This is a genomic window from Burkholderia lata (assembly GCF_902499335.1).
Classification (GTDB): Bacteria; Pseudomonadota; Gammaproteobacteria; order Burkholderiales; family Burkholderiaceae; genus Burkholderia; species Burkholderia lata_B.
This window is the reverse complement of record NZ_CABVQK010000002.1, coordinates 724,836-742,460: the sequence shown is the minus strand read 5'-3', so window position 1 is coordinate 742,460 and position 17,625 is coordinate 724,836. Positions and strand designations below refer to the sequence as shown.

Genomic DNA, 17,625 nt, shown 5'->3' with positions numbered 1-17,625 from the left:
TTCTGCTCTTCCGTCCGACAAACCTGCGCCCTGTGCGCCAGGTAATGCACGAAGCGTGCCATGTCGGAGGTAATACCCTCGAGAGCCGCTTGGCAGCGAGCTAACGGCTAAGTCAGCTAGGGGCGTATAAGACGCCAAAATAACCCGCCAGCAAATCGGGACAATCACCAATCTTGTGCAGTTCGCCCGCACCACGTGCGTTCGCGGATGTATTGCACCGCAGCGAAACATGTGGGGCAGGTGCCTGATTCGCACATCGACCCCGAATTCGCGCATTAAAATCGCGCATCGATATCGAAGATTGATGAGGTCAGGAAATGAACGTCACGTTGCGCCAGCTTCGCGTCTTCATCGAGGTAGCGCGGCTCAAGAGCTTCAGTCGTGCGGGCGACGAGATCGGGCTCACGCAGTCCGCGGTCAGCCGCTGCGTGCGCGAGCTCGAGGCCGAGCTCGGGTTGAAGCTGATCGACCGCACGACGCGCGACGTGCAGCTGACCGATGTCGGCGCGAACCTGATCGCGAGCGTGTCGCGTCTGCTCGACGATCTCGACGACACGCTGCGCGAGATTCGCGAGATCGGCGAGCAGCGCCGCGGGCGCGTGATCGTCGCGGCAAGCCCGACGATCGCATGCCGGCTGATGCCGCGCGTGGTTGCGTCGTGCGAACGGCAGTTCCCGTTCGTGACGCTCGGTTTGCGCGACGACGTGCAGAGCGACGTGTTGCGCAAGGTGAAGTCGAGCGAGGTCGATTTCGGCGTCGTGATCGGGCCGCTCGCGGTGGCCGATCTCGTCTGCGAATCGCTGATGACCGATTCGTTCTGCCTGGTCGCGCGCGCCGACCATCCGCTCGCGGCGCGTGCCGAGGTGCCCTGGACGGCGCTGGACGGCGAGCGCCTCGTGCTCCTCGATCATGCGTCGGGAAGCCGCCCGCTGATCGATGCGGCGCTGGCCGCCCATCGCGTCAACGCGACGGTCATGCAGGAGCTGGGGCATTCGGCGACCGTGTTCGGGCTCGTCGAGGCCGGCGTCGGCGTGAGCGTGCAGCCGTGGCTGTCGCTGCCGCTACCGGCCGGCTCGACGCTCGTCGCGCGGCCGCTCACGCCACGCACCGAGCGCACGGTCGAGCTGGTGCGCCGCCGCGACCGGTCATTGTCGCCCGCTGCGCAGGCGATCTGGGAACTCGTGCGGCAGATGCCGGCGAGGGCGGAGGACCTCGACTGACGCGCATCGACGCTGATGCGCGCCGGTCCGGCTTGCGGGCCGGTACACTACGCGGATCGTGGTCCTCGATGGTGGTTCTCGATGGCGCATTCCGCAGATTCTCTTCCGGTGACCGGCGCGCCGGCGGCACGCGACGCGGTGCACGCGTTGCGTCCGTCGCTGATCCGGGAAGTAGCCAACGCAGGCTTTGGCGTGCCGGACATGCTGCCGTTCTGGTTCGGCGAATCCGATCGCGTGACGCCGGACTTCATCCGCGACGCCGCTGCGGCGGCGCTGCGCGATGGCGCAACCTTCTACACGCACAACCTCGGTACCGAGCCGCTGCGCGACGCGATCGCGGCCTACGTCGGCGCCCGCCACGGCGCGACGGCGGCTGACACGGTGGCCGTGACGAGTTCGGGCGTGAGCGCGCTGATGCTCGCCGCCCAGATGCTGGTCGGTCCGGGCGAGCGCGTCGTCGCGGTCACGCCGCTGTGGCCGAATCTTGTCGAGATTCCAAAGATCCTTGGCGCGCAGGTCGAATGCGTGCCGCTTGGCTATGGCGATGCGGGCTGGCAGCTCGATGTCGGGCGGCTGCTCGCGGCGCTGACGCCCGATACGCGGATGCTGCTGATCAATTCGCCGAACAATCCGACCGGCTGGACGATGTCGCGCGACGACCAGCAAGCCGTGCTCGCCCATTGCCGCCGCCACGGCATCTGGCTGGTTGCCGATGAGGTGTACGAGCGGCTCGCTTTCGACACGGACGGCGCGGGCGGCGCGCCGTCGTTCCTCGACATCGCGTCGCGCGACGAGCGGGTCGTCGTCGTGAATTCGTTTTCCAAGGCATGGGCGATGACGGGCTGGCGTCTGGGATGGCTCATCGCGCCGGCAGCGGTGATGGGCGATCTGTCGAAGCTCGTCGAATACAACACGTCGTGTGCGCCGGGCTTCGTGCAGGCCGCGGGTGAGGTCGCGCTGCGTGATGGCGAGCCGTTCGTGCGGTCGTTCGTCGCGTCGCTGCGCGACGCGCGCGATCACCTGGTTGCCGCGTTGCGGACCCTGCCGGGCGTCGAGGTGGTGCCGCCTCCACCGGGCGCGATGTACGTGTTCCTGCGCCTGCCGGGCGCGGCAGACAGTCTGGCGTTCTGCAAGGCGCTGGTGCGCGATGCGGGGCTCGGCCTTGCGCCCGGGCGTGCTTTCGGCCCGGAGGGGGAAGGGTTCGTGCGTTGGTGCTACGCATGCGATCCGGCGCGACTAGACGCGGGCGTCGAGCGGCTGCGCCGGTTCCTCGCGCGTGGCGCAGCTGTCCGCTGAAGCGGGGCCGGAGCGGATTCGGTGCGCTGGCGGCAGCCCGTTCGGCTCATCTTTACGCACCGGGCAATTTTGCGTAATATGGCGCTCAGTCACGCGGTTCCGTCGTTGAGCCGTGCTGTTCCGTCCGGTTTGGGCCTGGCCTGAAGTTGGTTCGCCGCCCCCGGTTCGTGCTCCCATCAATATGACCGATCAGAATCGGGCGAGCGCGTCTTCCGTTCCTTTCGTCTGTTTGTTGATCCGGTTCGTTTGACCACAGGGTCTGGCCTAGCTGCATGAATACCCAAGAGGCGAAGATCGTCCTCGAGACTGCTTTGATCTGCGCGCAGGAACCGCTGAAGCTCGGCGATTTGCGCAAGCTCTTTGCCGACGGCGTGTCGGCTGACACGGTCCGCACGTTGCTCGAAGATCTGAAACAGGATTGGTCCGGCCGCGGCGTCGAACTGGTGGCGCTGGCGACCGGATGGCGCTTCCAGAGCAAGCCGGCGATGCGTCACTATCTGGATCGCCTGCATCCCGAGAAGCCGCCGAAGTATTCGCGAGCGGTGCTCGAAACGCTCGCGATCATCGCGTACCGGCAGCCGGTCACGCGCGGCGACATCGAAGAGATTCGCGGTGTGACGGTCAATACGCAGGTGGTCAAGCAACTCGAGGATCGCGGCTGGATCGAAGTGATCGGTCATCGCGACGTGCCGGGACGCCCGGCGCTGTATGCGACGACCAAGCAGTTCCTCGACGACCTCGGTCTGAAGGCGCTCGACGATCTGCCTGCGCTCGAGGAGCCGGCCGCGAACATCGAGGCTGCGCTGCTGGCGCAGCAGGCAATGGATTTCGACGAGGGCGTGCCGGTTTCGGATGACGCAGCGGGCGACGCGCCGCAATCGGATGAGGCGTCCGCCGGTCAATCGGCGGAATTGCCGGAAGATTCCGCGGCGGATGTCGTGTCGACGCAGGAAATCCCGAGTCGCGATACGCTCGAGGCTGATCGCGGACACGCGGAACAAATGGAACAGGCTGGCGCCGAAGCAGTGCCGGCCGGTGTGCAGCCCGAGCCGCTGCGCGCGGATTGGAGCGAGGAAGATCGCAAGCCGGCTGCCGAAGCGGTTGCCGGAGACGGAGCGGAAGCGGCCGGCGACATGCCCGGCGAGGCTGGCCAGGCCGACGCCTCCCGTTCCCGTCCCGCGGACGACGAGATGCTGGACGACACGTCCGACAGTCTCGCCGACGCCGTACGAAGCGCCAGTGCACCCATCGGTGCCGACGCGCTGCCGGACGACGAAGCAGAACCCGAACAGCGTCGCGCCTGATCGCGGCCAACTTCTTGCCGCGCCCGCGCCGGGCGCGAGACCTGACATTTTGAGGTTGTTTTGACAGATATCCACGATATTGAATCGTCCGCGCCTGCCGTGCAGGCAGCGCGTGCCGACGATGCGCCGGAGCAAGGCGCTTCGGCCGAGGGTGGCGACGAGCGTCCCCGCCGCGGTTTGCGGCGAGGCCCGCGCAGCCTGATCGCGCGGCGTCGCGCGGCGGCCAAGTCGAAGGGCGCCGAAGGCGAGCCGCAGGGCGGCGAAGGCGATGACGCGCAGCCGGCCGAAGCCACGGAAGCGCAGCAGCCGGCGCGTGCGCCGCGCAAGGAAGGTGCAGCCAAGGGCGCTCGCAAGCCGGCCGCCAAGCGCGAAGGCGCGGCCAAGGCCCAGGGCGGTCAGGGTGGCCAAGGCGGCCAGGGCCGTCGCGGCGGTGCATCGAAGGCTGAAAGCAGTGCGCCGAAGGTGGAAGGCGAGGCGTCCCAGGACGAGCTGTTCGCCTACGTGACGTCGCCGGCATTCGACGCGGACAACTCCGCGGGCGGTAGCGGCGTGCGTGCGCCGATGCTGCGCCGCGGCCGCAGCCAGCCGACGAACAAGCGCGTGCTGTCGCCGGACGACGACGCGCCGAAGCTTCACAAGGTGCTGGCGGAAGCAGGCATGGGCTCGCGCCGCGAAATGGAAGAGCTGATCGTCGCCGGCCGCGTGTCGGTGAACGGCGAGCCCGCGCACATCGGCCAGCGCATCATGCCGACCGACCAGGTGCGGATCAACGGCAAGCCGGTCAAGCGCAAGCTGCCGAACAAGCCGCCGCGCGTGCTGCTGTACCACAAGCCGACCGGCGAGATCGTCAGCCACGCGGATCCGGAAGGCCGTCCGTCGGTGTTCGACCGCCTGCCGCCGATGAAGACGGCGAAATGGCTCGCGGTGGGCCGTCTCGACTTCAATACCGAAGGTCTGCTGATGCTGACGACTTCGGGTGACCTCGCAAACCGCTTCATGCACCCGCGCTACAGCGTCGAGCGCGAGTACGCGGTGCGCGTCGTCGGCGAGCTGGCCGAAGGCATGCGGCAGAAGCTGCTGCACGGCGTCGAGCTCGATGACGGCCCGGCGAACTTCCTGCGCATCCGCGATGGCGGCGGCGAGGGTACGAATCACTGGTATCACGTCGCGCTGGCCGAAGGCCGCAACCGTGAGGTGCGCCGGATGTTCGAGGCGGTCGGCCTGATGGTGAGCCGCCTGATCCGTACGCGTCACGGCCCGATTCCGCTGCCGCGCGGTCTGAAGCGCGGCCGCTGGGAGGAGCTCGACGACACGCAGGTGCGCAAGCTGATGGCGACCGTCGGCCTGAAGGCGCCGTCCGAGGAGAAAGGCAAGCGCGGTGGTGCCGATCAGGCCGAGCGTCGCCAGCCGGATCCGATGCAGACGTCGATGGGCTTCATCGGCCGTGAGCCGGTGCTGACTGCGCACGGGCAACTGGATCAGCCGCGTCGCGGCGGTGGTCGCCGCGGCGGGCCAGGCCTGCCGGGTCTGAGCGGCTACGGCAGCCTGCCGGTCGCGCCGTCGGGTTACGGCAATCGCGCTGGCGGCGGCCGAGATGGCAACCGTGCGGGCGGCGGTGGACGCGATGGCAATCGCGCCGGCGGTGGCCGTGGCGATGTCGACGGCAACCGCGCGTCGTATGGCGCAGGCCCCAAGCGCGACAGCGCGGGCCCCAAGCGCGGCGGCAGCAAGGGCGGTAATCGCAACCCGAACGGCAATCGTGCCGAGGGCGCCGGCAATGGCGGCGGCCCGCGCGGCGGCCAACGTCCGCAGCGCAGCCGCACGCGTAGCCGCTGAGCATTCGGACGCGCGGCGCAAGGCTGCCGGCTGGCCTTGTCGGCGCAAGGCATTGCGTTTATTGCTTTCGACTGTATATATGTCACGCGGCGCTGCATGGCCGCCGACATAACCGATCTCCGGCGCGCCACGATGGCGCCGGTCGATCGAGCAGCCCGATTTCGCATTTTTGAGCCCGTAAAGGCAGGCGACACGCTGCTTTTACCGGCTGGCTTGGCGTTTGCGCCAAAAATCGCTATAATCGCGGAGTCGCTGGGCGTACGGATTCAATGTGCGGCTCAGGTGCGACCACCAGTAAGAAGATGGGCGTTCCGCCCATTTTTTTTTGCTGAAACGGTTAGGCATCTCGGGTAGCGCTTCCTGCGCCGGCTAAGGCGCGCGCCCGCGGGTGAATCGCGAGCGGCGGGCGCGAACACCTGAGAGGACACAGTGCAACTGACGGAACTGATAGAAACCACGGTCACCGGGCTCGGCTACGAGCTGGTGGATCTCGAGCGCACCGGGCGCGGCATGCTTTGCATCTACATCGATCAGCCTGCCGGCATCTCGCTCGAAGATTGCGAAAAGGTCACGCGTCAGCTCCAGCACGTCTTGACGGTCGAAAACATCGATTACGAACGGCTCGAAGTCTCGTCCCCGGGGCTCGACCGCCCGTTGAAGAAGCTGGCCGACTTCGAGCGCTTCGCCGGCAGCGAAGTTTCCGTGACCTTGAAAAAGCCGCTGGACGGGCGCAAGACGTACCGGGGCATTCTGCACGCGCCGAATGGCGAAACGATCGGTTTGGAATTTGAGAGGAAGAAGGGCGAGGCGGCCATGCTGGATTTCACGCTGGCCGATATCGACAAAGCCCGCCTGATTCCGCAAGTTGACTTTAGGAGCCGCAAATAATGAGTCGCGAAGTGTTGATGCTGGTGGATGCGCTGGCGCGCGAGAAAAACGTCGACAAGGATGTGGTGCTGGGCGCCCTCGAGGCTGCGCTCGCGTCCGCTTCCAAGAAGCTGTTCGACGAAGGCGCCGAAATCCGCGTCCATATCGATCGCGAAAGCGGCGAGCACGAAACCTTCCGTCGCTGGCTCGTCGTGCCCGACGAGGCAGGCTTGCAGGAGCCGGATCGCGAGATCCTGCTGTTCGAGGCACGTGAACAGAATGCCGACGTCGAAGTCGGCGAGTATGTCGAGGAACCCGTTCCGTCGATCGAATTCGGTCGCATTGGCGCGCAGGCCGCGAAGCAGGTGATCCTGCAGAAGGTGCGCGACGCGGAGCGCGAGCAGATCCTGAACGACTACCTCGAGCGTGGTGAAAAGATCATGACGGGTACGGTGAAGCGCCTCGACAAGGGCAACTTCATCGTTGAATCGGGCCGTGTCGAGGCGCTGCTGCGCCGCGATCAGCTGATCCCGAAGGAAAACCTGCGCGTGGGCGACCGCGTGCGTGCGTACATCGCGAAGGTCGACCGTACCGCGCGCGGCCCGCAGATCGAGCTGTCGCGTACGGCGCCCGAATTCCTGATGAAGCTGTTCGAGATGGAAGTGCCGGAAATCGAGCAGGGCCTGCTCGAGATCAAGGCGGCTGCCCGCGACCCGGGCGTGCGCGCGAAGATCGGCGTCATCGCGTACGACAAGCGGATCGATCCGATCGGCACCTGCGTCGGCATCCGCGGTTCCCGCGTGCAGGCCGTGCGCAACGAGCTCGGTGGCGAAAACATCGACATCGTGCTATGGTCGGAGGATCCCGCCCAGTTCGTGATCGGCGCGCTCGCGCCGGCAGCTGTTCAGTCGATTGTCGTCGATGAAGAAAAGCACTCGATGGACGTCGTCGTCGACGAGAACGAGCTGGCTGTCGCGATCGGCCGCAGTGGTCAGAACGTTCGCCTTGCCGGCGAACTGACCGGCTGGCAGATCAACATCATGACGCCGGACGAATCCGCCCTGAAGCAGGGTGAAGAGCGCGACCGGCTGCGTGCGCTGTTCATGGCGCGTCTCGACGTCGACGAAGAAGTTGCCGACATCCTGATCGACGAAGGCTTCACGAGCCTCGAAGAAATCGCGTACGTGCCGCTCAACGAAATGCTCGAAATCGAAGCGTTCGACGAGGACACCGTGCACGAACTGCGCAACCGCGCACGCGACGCACTGTTGACGATGGCGATCGCGAACGAAGAAAAGGTCGAGAACGCAGCGCTGGATCTCAAGAGCCTCGACGGCATGACGCCGGAGCTGCTCGCGAAGCTGGCCGAACACGGTGTAGCCACGCGCGACGATCTCGCCGAGCTGGCTGTGGACGAACTGGTCGACATGACCGGGATGGAAGAGGATGCCGCTAAGGCGTTGATCATGAAAGCACGTGAACATTGGTTCCAGTGAGAAATGACCATGGCGCACTGATTTGATGGCGGCCGTATGGCCTGACCCGATGCTAACCGCAAGGAATCGGTCCTTGCACTAAGAGGAATGAATGGCGAGTAACAACGTAGCCCAATTTGCCGCGGAACTGAAAATGCCTGCTGGTGTGCTGCTCGAACAGCTGCAGGCAGCGGGCGTCCAGAAAGCGAGTGAAGACGATGCGCTGTCCGAAACGGACAAGGCGCGTCTGCTCGATCATTTGCGCAAGTCGCACGGCGCAACCGACGGCGACAAGCGCAAGATCACGCTGACCCGCAAGCATACGTCGGAGATCAAGCAATCTGACGCGACGGGCAAGGCTCGCACCATTCAGGTCGAGGTCCGCAAGAAGCGTACGTTCGTCAAGCGCGACGACGTGAGCGAGGGTGCGGAACAGGGTCAGGCGCAGGTCGCCGAAGCGGACGACGATGCAGAACTGAAGCGTCGCGAAGAAGAAGCGCGCCGCGAGGCCGAGCTGCTCGAGAAGCAGGCGCAGGAACTGCGCGAGCGTCAGGAACGCCTCGAGCGCGAGGAATCGGAGCGCCGTGCCCGCGAGGAAGCGGCTGAAGCCGAGCGCCGTCGCGCCGAGGAAGAGGCAGCGGCGAAGCGTGCCGTGGCCGAAGCTGCTGCGGCGCAGCAGCAGGCAGCCGCGCAGCAGCAGGCGGCCGCACAGCAGGCTGCTGCTTCCGAACAGGAAGCGGCGACTGCACAGTCCGCGCAGGACGAAGCACGCGCAGCCGCCGAACGTGCGGCACAGCGCGAAGCGGCGAAGAAGGCTGAAGACGCTGCCCGCGAGGCGGCGGACAAGGCGCGCGCCGAGCAGGAAGAGATCAGCAAGCGCCGTGCGGCGGCAGAAGCCGAAGCGCGTGCGATTCGCGAAATGATGAACACGCCGCGCAAGGCCGTGGTCAAGGCAGTCGAGCCGCCGAAGCCGGTCGAGCCGCCGAAGCCGGCCGAAGCGAAGGGCACGCTGCACAAGCCGGCGAAGCCGGAAGGCGCGCAGGCGCGTCCGGCGGTGAAGAAGCCGGCTGGCGGTGCAGCACCGGCAACGACGCAGGCACCGGCAGGCGCGGGCGACCGCAACAAGAAGCCGGGCGCAGGCAAGAGCGGCTGGCAGGACGACGCAGCGAAGCGTCGCGGCATCAAGACGCGCGGCGATTCGAGTGGCGGTGTCGACCGCGGCTGGCGCGGCGGCCCGAAGGGTCGCGGCCGTCACCAGGACAGCGCATCGTCGTTCCAGGCGCCGACCGAGCCGATCGTCCGTGAAGTGCACGTGCCGGAAACCGTTTCGGTTGCCGATCTCGCGCACAAGATGTCGATCAAGGCCTCCGAAGTCATCAAGGTGATGATGAAGATGGGCCAGATGGTCACGATCAACCAGGTGCTGGACCAGGAAACGGCGATGATCATCGTCGAGGAACTGGGCCATCGCGCGGTTGCCGCGAAGCTGGACGATCCGGAAGCGTTGCTCGTCGTAGGCGAAACCGCTACCGACGCAGAGCAACTGCCGCGTCCGCCGGTCGTCACGGTGATGGGTCACGTCGACCACGGCAAGACCTCGCTGCTCGACCACATCCGCCGCGCTAAGGTTGCCGCGGGCGAAGCGGGCGGCATTACGCAGCACATCGGCGCGTATCACGTCGACACGCCGCGTGGCGTCATCACGTTCCTCGATACGCCGGGTCACGAAGCGTTCACGGCAATGCGTGCACGCGGCGCGAAGGCGACCGACATCGTGGTGCTGGTGGTGGCGGCCGACGACGGCGTGATGCCGCAGACGAAGGAAGCAATCGCCCACGCGAAGGCGGGTGGCGTGCCGATCGTCGTCGCGATCAACAAGATCGACAAGCCGGATGCGAACCCCGATCGCGTCAAGCAGGAGCTGGTCGCGGAAAGCGTCGTGCCGGAAGAATACGGTGGCGATTCGCCGTTCGTGGCAGTGTCGGCCAAGACGGGCGCAGGTATCGACGATCTGCTCGAGAACGTGCTGCTGCAAGCCGAAGTGCTGGAACTGAAGGCACCGGTCGAAGCGCCGGCCAAGGGTATCGTGATCGAAGCGAAGCTCGACAAGGGCAAGGGCCCGGTCGCGACGATCCTCGTGCAGTCCGGTACGCTGAACCGCGGCGACATCGTGCTGGCGGGTACGGCCTACGGCCGCGTGCGTGCGATGCTCGACGAGAACGGCAAGCCGACGAAGGAAGCCGGCCCGTCGATCCCGGTCGAAATCCAGGGTCTGTCGGAAGTGCCGGGTGCGGGCGAAGAAGTGATCGTGCTGCCGGACGAGCGCAAGGCGCGTGAAATCGCGCTGTTCCGTCAGGGCAAGTTCCGCGACGTCAAGCTTGCGAAGCAGCAGGCCGCGAAGCTGGAAAGCATGCTCGAGCAGATGGGCGAAGGCGAAGTGCAGAACCTGCCGCTCATCATCAAGGCGGACGTGCAGGGCTCGCAGGAAGCACTCGTGCAGTCGCTGCTCAAGCTGTCGACCGACGAAGTGCGCGTGCAGATCGTGCACAGCGCGGTGGGTGGCATCAGCGAAAACGACGTCAACCTCGCAACGGCATCGAAGGCGGTCATCATCGGCTTCAACACGCGTGCGGATGCACAGGCACGCAAGCTGGCCGAGTCGAACGGCATCGACATCCGCTACTACAACATCATCTATGACGCAGTGGATGAGGTGAAGGCGGCAATGTCGGGCATGCTCGCGCCGGAGAAGCGCGAAGTCATCACCGGCATGGTCGAGGTGCGCCAGGTCTTCAAGGTGCCGAAGGTCGGCACGGTTGCAGGCTGTATGGTCACGGACGGTATCGTCAAGCGCTCGTCGTCGGTTCGCGTGCTGCGCAACAACGTCGTGATCTTCACGGGCGAACTCGAATCGCTGAAGCGCTTCAAGGACGACGTGAAGGAAGTGAAGCAAGGCTTCGAGTGCGGTATGTCGGTGAAGAACTTCAACGACGTCATCGAAGGCGACCAGTTCGAAGTCTTCGAAGTGACCGAAGTCGCGCGTACGCTGTAACCCTCGCGCATCGGCTCATGGGCGGGGCAGGCTTGGGCCTGTCCCGCCCATTTTCATGGTGGCGTGCCAACACTGGCCGCCGCTTTATCCTGATAAACGGATCACGGATCGATCATGTCCAGGAAACGTACTTCCCCCAATCGTAACGTGCAGATCGCTGACCAGATTCAGCGCGATCTGTCCGAACTCATCATGCGCGAGGTCAAGGATCCGCGCATCGGCATCGTGACCATCCAGAGCGTGGAACTCACGCCGGATTACGCACACGCGAAGGTCTACTTCACCGCGTTGACCGGCGATCCGGCCAAGACGCAGGAAGCGCTGAACCACGCGTCGGGTCACTTGCACAACCTGCTGTTCAAGCGCCTGCACATTCATACGGTGCCGACGCTGCATTTCCACTACGACCAGACGATCGAGAAGGCCGTGGAAATGTCGCGCCTGATCAAGGAAGCGAACTCGACGCGTGCCAAGGACGACGACGAGGCCGACGCGGCCACCAAGGACGACTGAGCTCGACCGGCCTATGACGACTGCAGCACCCCAACGTCCGCGCGTACCCCGGCGCGTGCTGGACGGCGTCCTCCTGCTCGACAAGCCGGTCGGCCTGTCGAGCAACGACGCGCTGATTCGCGCGAAGCGCCTGCTGCTCGCGAAGAAAGCCGGTCACACCGGCACGCTCGATCCGCTGGCTTCGGGCCTGCTGCCGCTGTGCTTCGGCGAGGCGACGAAGTTCTCGCAGGATCTGCTTGAAGCGGACAAGACCTACGAAGCGACGATGCGTCTCGGCCAGCGTACGGCCACCGGCGACGCGGAAGGCGAGGTGATCGACACGCGGCCCGTGGAATGCGACCGCGCGGCGGTGGAAGCCGCGCTCGTGCGCTTTACCGGCGAGATCGTGCAGGTGCCGCCGATGTATTCGGCGCTCAAGCGCGACGGCAAGCCGCTGTACGAATATGCGCGCGCGGGGCAGACCGTCGAGCGTGAGGGCCGCAACGTGACGATCCTCGCACTCGACCTGCTCGCGTGCAACCTGCCTGACGTGACGTTTCGCGTGACCTGCACCAAGGGTACGTACGTGCGCACGCTGGCGGAGGATATCGGCGAGCTGCTCGGTTGTGGTGCGCATCTGACGATGCTGCGTCGCACGGGCGTCGGTGCGCTGACGCTCGAGCATGCGGTGACGCTCGATGCGCTGTCCGATGCCGACGAAGCGTCGCGCGATGCGTGGCTCCAGCCGGTCGACGCGTTGCTGTCGACGTTTCCGCTGGTTCGTCTCGATGAAACCAGCGCGAAGCGGTTCCTGCACGGCCAGCGTCTGCCGCTGTCGGCGCTCGACCCGATCGACGCGGCCGACGGCGAGCGCGTGCGCGTCTATGACGCAACCCGGCTGCTGGGCGTGGCTCGCAAGGCGAGCGGCGTACTGGCGCCGGAGCGGCTCGTCGTCACGGCGGCCTGACGCAGCCGCGCGAGCGCGAGCCCGTCGGAATAAAAAAAGCCCGGTCGGTCGACCGGGCTTTTTGTTTGCGTTCGGGCTGCGTGTTCAGTGCGCAGCCGATGCTGCGGCACCTGCATCGCCGCCACCCGAGCGCTCGGGCTTCGTGATCCAGATCAGCCCGATCAGCAGCACGAAGATGGCCGCCGAGATGTAGAACAGGTCGTTCACGCCGAGCTGGGCGGCCTGCTGCGTGGCCATATTGTTGATCAGCCCGTGCGCCTGGTCCTGCGTCAGCCCGAGGTTGCCCATCTGCGTGACGGCCTGGTTGAACGTCGGGTTGTAGACGTTCGTCTGCTCGACCAGCTGCGCGTGATGGAAGTTGTTGCGATGGTCCCAGGCCGTCTGGAAGATCGACGTGCCGATGCCGCCGCACATGATCCGCACGAAGTTCGACAGGCCCGAGGCCGCGGGAATGCGGTGGCCGGGCAGGCCGGACAGCGTGATCGACACCAGCGGGATGAAGAAGCCGGCCATCGCGATGCCCTGCACGAGCGTCGGCAGCGTCAGCGACCATTCGTCGACACCCGTCGTGTAGCGCGAGCGCATCCAGAAGCACAGCGCAAACGTCAGGAACGACGCCGTCGAGATGAAGCGCGGATCGGTACGTGGCAGGTACTTCCCGGTGAGTGGCGACAGCAGGATGGCAAACAGCCCGACCGGCGCCATCACGAGACCGGCGTCGGTCGCCGTGTAGCCGATCTGCGTCTGCAGCCACAGCGGCAACAGCACGAGGTTGCCGAAGTACAGGCCGTACCCGATCGACAGCGCAACCGTGCCGCCGGTGAAGTTCCGCATGCGGAACAGCGACAGGTCGACGACCGGGTGCTCGGCGGTCAATTCCCAGATGACGAAGAACGCGAACGCAATGACGGCCGTCAGCGCGAGCACGATGATGGTCGTCGACGCGAACCAGTCGAGATCCTTGCCCTTGTCGAGCATGATCTGCAGCGAGCCGACCCAGATGACCAGCAGCGCGAGGCCCACGCCGTCGATCGGCGCACGGCGCACGGCCGACTCCCGATTGCGGTAGATCGCCCACGTCGCGGCGGCGGCAGCGATGCCGACCGGGATGTTGACGTAGAAGATCCACGGCCACGAGTAGTTGTCCGAGATCCAGCCGCCGAGGATCGGGCCGGCAACCGGGGCGATCAGCGTCGTCATCGCCCATAGCGCGAGCGCCATTGGCGCCTTGGCACGCGGATAGCTGGACAGCAGGAGCGCTTGGGACAGCGGAATCATCGGGCCCGCAACCGCGCCCTGGAGCACGCGCGACGCGAGCAGGAACGGCAGCGTCGGCGCGAGTCCGCACATCCACGACGAAATGACGAACAGGATGATCGACGCGAGGAACAGGCGAACCTGACCGAAGCGGTCGGTCAGCCAGCCCGTCAGCGGCACCGAGATCGCATTCGCGACTGCGAACGACGTAATGACCCACGTACCCTGGTCGGATGACACGCCGAGGTCGCCCGAGATGGTCGGGATCGCGACGTTCGCGATGGACGTGTCCAGCACGTTCATGAACACCGCGAGCGACACCGCGATCGTCCCGAGCACGAGTTGCCCGCCCTGCAAGGGCGGGTGAGAGACAGGAGCCTGTGCCATGTCGGTTGTTTTTCCGGAGTCGGAACGGTTACATCATCTTCGCGACGGCGTTCGACTTCGCCGCGGCCGGCGCCGGTGCGTTGCCGCCTGCGTTCTCGGCGATGACGCGCGCGATTTCGGCATCGGCTTCGTCGCCGTACTTCGCGAACACGTTGGTCTCGTAGACGGTGTTCGGCGCGTTCACGAGCTGGTCGCCGCGTTCGTCCTTGATGTCCACGTCGACCTGCATCGACAGGCCGATGCGCAGCGGGTGCTTGGCGAGATCCTTCGGATCGAGTTCGATCCGCACCGGCAGGCGCTGCACGACCTTGATCCAGTTACCCGTCGCGTTCTGCGCCGGCAGCAGCGAGAACGCCGAGCCCGTACCGGCAGAGAAGCCGACAACCTTGCCGTGGTAGACCGCCGACGAGCCATAGATGTCGGCCGTCAGTTCGACCGGCTGGCCGATGCGCATGTGCTTGAGCTGGACTTCCTTGAAGTTCGCATCGACCCACACCGCGTTCAGCGGCACCACCGACATCAGCGGATTGCCCGGCGACACGCGCTGGCCGACCTGCACCGAGCGTTTCGCGACGTAGCCGGTGACCGGCGCCGGCAGGACGTTACGTGCGTTCGCGAGGTACGCGTCGCGAACCTTCGCAGCGGCGGCCATCACGTTCGGGTGCGATGCGATCGTCGTGTTCGCGGTCAGTGCGCGATTCGATGCGAGTTGTTGTTGCGCGGCATCGACCGATGCTTGCGCGGCCTTCACGGCGTCACGCGCATGCGAGATTTCTTCCTGCGACACGGCGCCCGTCTGCGCGACGGCCACGCGGCGGCGGAGGTCGTCCTCGGCCTTCGACAGGTCGGACTGGCGCAGCGCGACTTGCGCGCGGTACTGGTCGTCGTTGACGAACAGGCCGCGCACCTGGCGCACCGTTTGTGCGAGATTGGCTTCGGCCTGCTGCAGCGCGACCTGCGAGTCGGCAGGGTCGAGCACGACGAGCGGATCGCCGGCCTTGACCGTCTGCGTGTCGTCGGCCTTCACCGCGATCACGGTGCCGGTGACTTGCGGCGTGATCTGCACGACGTTGCCGTTCACGTATGCGTCGTCGGTCCCTTCATGGAAGCGGGCGACGAGGAAGTAGTACAGGCCATACGCGATGGCCGCGATCACGATGACCGCGACGAGCAGCGTCATCATCCGTTTGCGCTTGCCGTTGTTCTGCGGCTGCGCGCTGGCGGCGTTTTGTTGGTCGCTCATGGCGATTTTCTCCGTCCGTTATTTCGAGTGTCTGCGTAGTGGTGGCGCCGGGTCAGTTGGCGGCCTGTTTTGTCGGCTTGTCGGCATCGGGTGCGGCGAGCGGCGTGCCGGTCGCGTCGAACCCGCCACCCAGCGCCTTGATCAGCGCGAGCTGCATGTCGCGGCGGCGCATCTTCAGGTTGGTCACCGTCTGCTCCGATGCGAGGCGGTTGCTGTCCGCGGTCAGCACCTGCAACTGCGGCGACAGGCCGGCCTTGTAGCGGATGACCGCGAGGTCATAGGCGCGCGTCGATGCGTCGAGTGCGCGTTGCGCATCGCCCATCTGGCGATCGACCGCGCGGATCGACGCGACCTGCGTCGCGACGTCGTTCAGCGCGCTGATCAGCGTCTGGTTGTAGTTCGCCACCGACAGGTCGAAGTCCGCGTAGCGGCCCTTGAGCTGCGCGCGTAGCGCGCCGGCGTCGAAGATCGGCAGGTGGATCGCCGGGCCGAACTGCGCCTGGCGGCTCGCGAAGTTCAGGAATTTGCCCCAGCCGAACGCATCGAAGCCGAAGCCGGCCGCGAGGTTCACGTCGGGATAGAACTCGGCCTTCGCTTCCTTCACGTCGTGCATCGCGGCTTCGACCTGCCAGCGCGCGGCGACGATGTCGGGGCGGCGCGAGACGAGATCGGCCGGCAGGTTGCCGGGCAGCGCGACTTCGCCGCTCGGGTTCAGCACGGGTGCCGCGATCTGCAGCCCGCGATCCGGGCCCTTGCCGAGCAGTGCCGCGAGCTGGTAGCGCACCGTCGTGATCTGGCCATCGAGATCCGACAGCGAAGCCTGGGTCGTCGCGATGTTGCCGCGGGCCGTCTGGCGTTCGACGTTGGTGTCGAGGCCGGCCGACACGCGGCCGTCGGTGATCTTGCCGACCGTCTCGCGGTTGGTGATCTCGCGTTGGGCGATATCGCGCAGCGCATAGAGTTGCGCGAGCGAGTTGTAGGTGCGTGCGACCGACGACGCGAGCGTGATGCGCGCCTGCTGCATGTCGGCTTCGGCCGCCTTTTCCTGCGACACGGCGGTGTGCAGGCGTTCGCGGTTCTTGCCCCACAGGTCGAGTTCCCACGACGCGCTCGCGAGCGCGTTGTTCTCGCTGTACCACTGGCCGCCGTACGGGGGCGGGAACAGCGCATTCGCCGAATACAGCTCGCGTGTCCACGAATAGCTGGCTTCCGCCTTCGGCATCAGGTTCGAACGCGACGATTCGATGTACGACGATGCCTTTGCGATACGCGCCTGCGCCTGCGCGATCGACGGACTGCCCTGCAGGGCTTCGTCGATCAGCTTCGGCAGCTGCGGATCGCCGAACTGGCTGGCCCAGTCGAGCGCCGGCCATTGGCCGCCCTGGGCCGGCAGGCTCTGGGCGGATTCGAATTGCGACGCGGGGGCGATCTGCTTGTCGCTCTTGATGCCGATGTAATTGGCGCAGCCCGCCAGCGCCAGTGCGGCGACCGCGGCGGCAACGGCGGCGCGGCACGACCCGGCGCGCACGGACAACGGGGAGGATTTCATCGCGCTGATCCCTGACTCGGAATGAATGATGGACACTGCAAGGATTTCCTTACATTAATCTGTCAAAAGTAATTGTTATGGCAACTATTACGTGATGCTGCCGCCGGCGGTCTCGCAGTAGTTGCTGAGAATGCGGCGGAGCATGCTCTTCAGGAACCCGACTTCTTCCGGCGTAAACCCGTCCAGCACCTGGTCGAGCACGCTGCGGAAAATCGGCGGCAGCCGTTCGGCGAGCGCACGGCCTTCGTCGGTCAGCTCGAGGCGCACGACACGCCGATCCTCGATGCTGCGGACGCGGGACAGCAGGCCTCGTTTCTCGACCCGGTCGAGCAGGCGCGTGACCGCGCTTGCGTCGATCCCGTACTCGCGCGCAAGCTCGGCGGCCGTCGAGCACTTGCCGACTGCGATCATGAACAGCATGCTCGCCTGCGTGCCCGTGATGCCAAGCTCTTCCTGCGTGCGTTGCGTGACGAGGTTGGTCATCACCGACTTCACGCGCGACATCAGATAACCGACGCTGTCGTTCATCTGATACGAAGACAGCGGCGAAACGGGTGGTTGGGTAGAGGAATCCGACATAAAACCCTGAAGCTGCAATAGTTGACTAGGCAGCAGTATAGGCACAATTGCTTGCCGCGGCAAATGTTAATCGAACGGCAAAGGGCGCGCTTCGCGCCTCG

At 65.8% G+C, this 17,625-nt stretch carries 13 protein-coding genes; 9 read left to right on the top strand and 4 right to left on the bottom strand.

The window, feature by feature from the left end; all coding sequences use genetic code 11:
* Positions 1 to 317: 317 nt before the first annotated feature.
* The 9 genes from BCO18175_RS07630 to truB all read left to right on the top strand — a co-directional run bounded on the left by BCO18175_RS07630 (position 318) and on the right by truB (position 12,509).
* Positions 318 to 1,220: a LysR family transcriptional regulator gene (locus BCO18175_RS07630; protein WP_011351793.1), complete on the top strand. Its 903-nt coding sequence runs from the start codon at positions 318 to 320 to the stop codon at positions 1,218 to 1,220.
* Between the two features lie 81 nt (positions 1,221 to 1,301).
* Positions 1,302 to 2,516, top strand: a complete 1,215-nt coding sequence (locus BCO18175_RS07625; RefSeq protein ID WP_174980085.1) for a pyridoxal phosphate-dependent aminotransferase — start codon at positions 1,302 to 1,304, stop codon at positions 2,514 to 2,516.
* Between the two features lie 272 nt (positions 2,517 to 2,788).
* A complete protein-coding gene (gene scpB / locus BCO18175_RS07620) occupies positions 2,789 to 3,820 on the top strand; it encodes an SMC-Scp complex subunit ScpB (protein ID WP_174980084.1) in 1,032 nt (343 codons plus the stop codon).
* 60 nt (positions 3,821 to 3,880) lie between these two features.
* Entirely contained in the window at positions 3,881 to 5,656 is a 1,776-nt protein-coding gene (gene rluB / locus BCO18175_RS07615) for a 23S rRNA pseudouridine(2605) synthase RluB (RefSeq protein ID WP_174980083.1), read from the top strand.
* A gap of 429 nt (positions 5,657 to 6,085) precedes the next feature.
* A complete protein-coding gene (rimP, locus tag BCO18175_RS07610) occupies positions 6,086 to 6,544 on the top strand; it encodes a ribosome maturation factor RimP (protein WP_014897219.1) in 459 nt (152 codons plus the stop codon).
* Positions 6,544 to 8,019 carry a transcription termination factor NusA gene (gene nusA, locus BCO18175_RS07605; RefSeq protein ID WP_174980082.1) on the top strand — a complete coding sequence of 492 codons (1,476 nt, stop codon included), beginning with the start codon at positions 6,544 to 6,546 and terminating at the stop codon, positions 8,017 to 8,019. The genes rimP and nusA overlap by 1 nt, the downstream gene beginning before the upstream one ends.
* A gap of 91 nt (positions 8,020 to 8,110) precedes the next feature.
* Positions 8,111 to 11,050: a translation initiation factor IF-2 gene (infB, locus tag BCO18175_RS07600; protein WP_174912639.1), complete on the top strand. Its 2,940-nt coding sequence runs from the start codon at positions 8,111 to 8,113 to the stop codon at positions 11,048 to 11,050.
* Positions 11,051 to 11,164: 114 nt separating this feature from the next.
* A complete protein-coding gene (gene rbfA, locus BCO18175_RS07595; RefSeq protein ID WP_021162402.1) occupies positions 11,165 to 11,563 on the top strand; it encodes a 30S ribosome-binding factor RbfA in 399 nt (132 codons plus the stop codon).
* Between the two features lie 13 nt (positions 11,564 to 11,576).
* Positions 11,577 to 12,509 carry a tRNA pseudouridine(55) synthase TruB gene (gene truB / locus BCO18175_RS07590; RefSeq protein ID WP_174980081.1) on the top strand — a complete coding sequence of 311 codons (933 nt, stop codon included), beginning with the start codon at positions 11,577 to 11,579 and terminating at the stop codon, positions 12,507 to 12,509.
* 84 nt (positions 12,510 to 12,593) lie between these two features.
* Here truB and BCO18175_RS07585 read toward each other — a convergent pair whose 3' ends face one another.
* The 4 genes from BCO18175_RS07585 to BCO18175_RS07570 form a co-directional block, all read right to left on the bottom strand.
* Positions 12,594 to 14,153 (bottom strand): DHA2 family efflux MFS transporter permease subunit, encoded by a 1,560-nt coding sequence (locus BCO18175_RS07585; protein WP_174980080.1) that lies wholly within the window; start codon positions 14,151 to 14,153, stop codon positions 12,594 to 12,596.
* Between the two features lie 28 nt (positions 14,154 to 14,181).
* Positions 14,182 to 15,396: an HlyD family secretion protein gene (locus BCO18175_RS07580; RefSeq protein ID WP_174980079.1), complete on the bottom strand. Its 1,215-nt coding sequence runs from the start codon at positions 15,394 to 15,396 to the stop codon at positions 14,182 to 14,184.
* Between the two features lie 52 nt (positions 15,397 to 15,448).
* Positions 15,449 to 16,945: an efflux transporter outer membrane subunit gene (locus BCO18175_RS07575; RefSeq protein WP_174980078.1), complete on the bottom strand. Its 1,497-nt coding sequence runs from the start codon at positions 16,943 to 16,945 to the stop codon at positions 15,449 to 15,451.
* 87 nt (positions 16,946 to 17,032) lie between these two features.
* A complete protein-coding gene (locus BCO18175_RS07570; protein WP_011351804.1) occupies positions 17,033 to 17,524 on the bottom strand; it encodes a MarR family winged helix-turn-helix transcriptional regulator in 492 nt (163 codons plus the stop codon).
* Positions 17,525 to 17,625 lie beyond the last annotated feature (101 nt).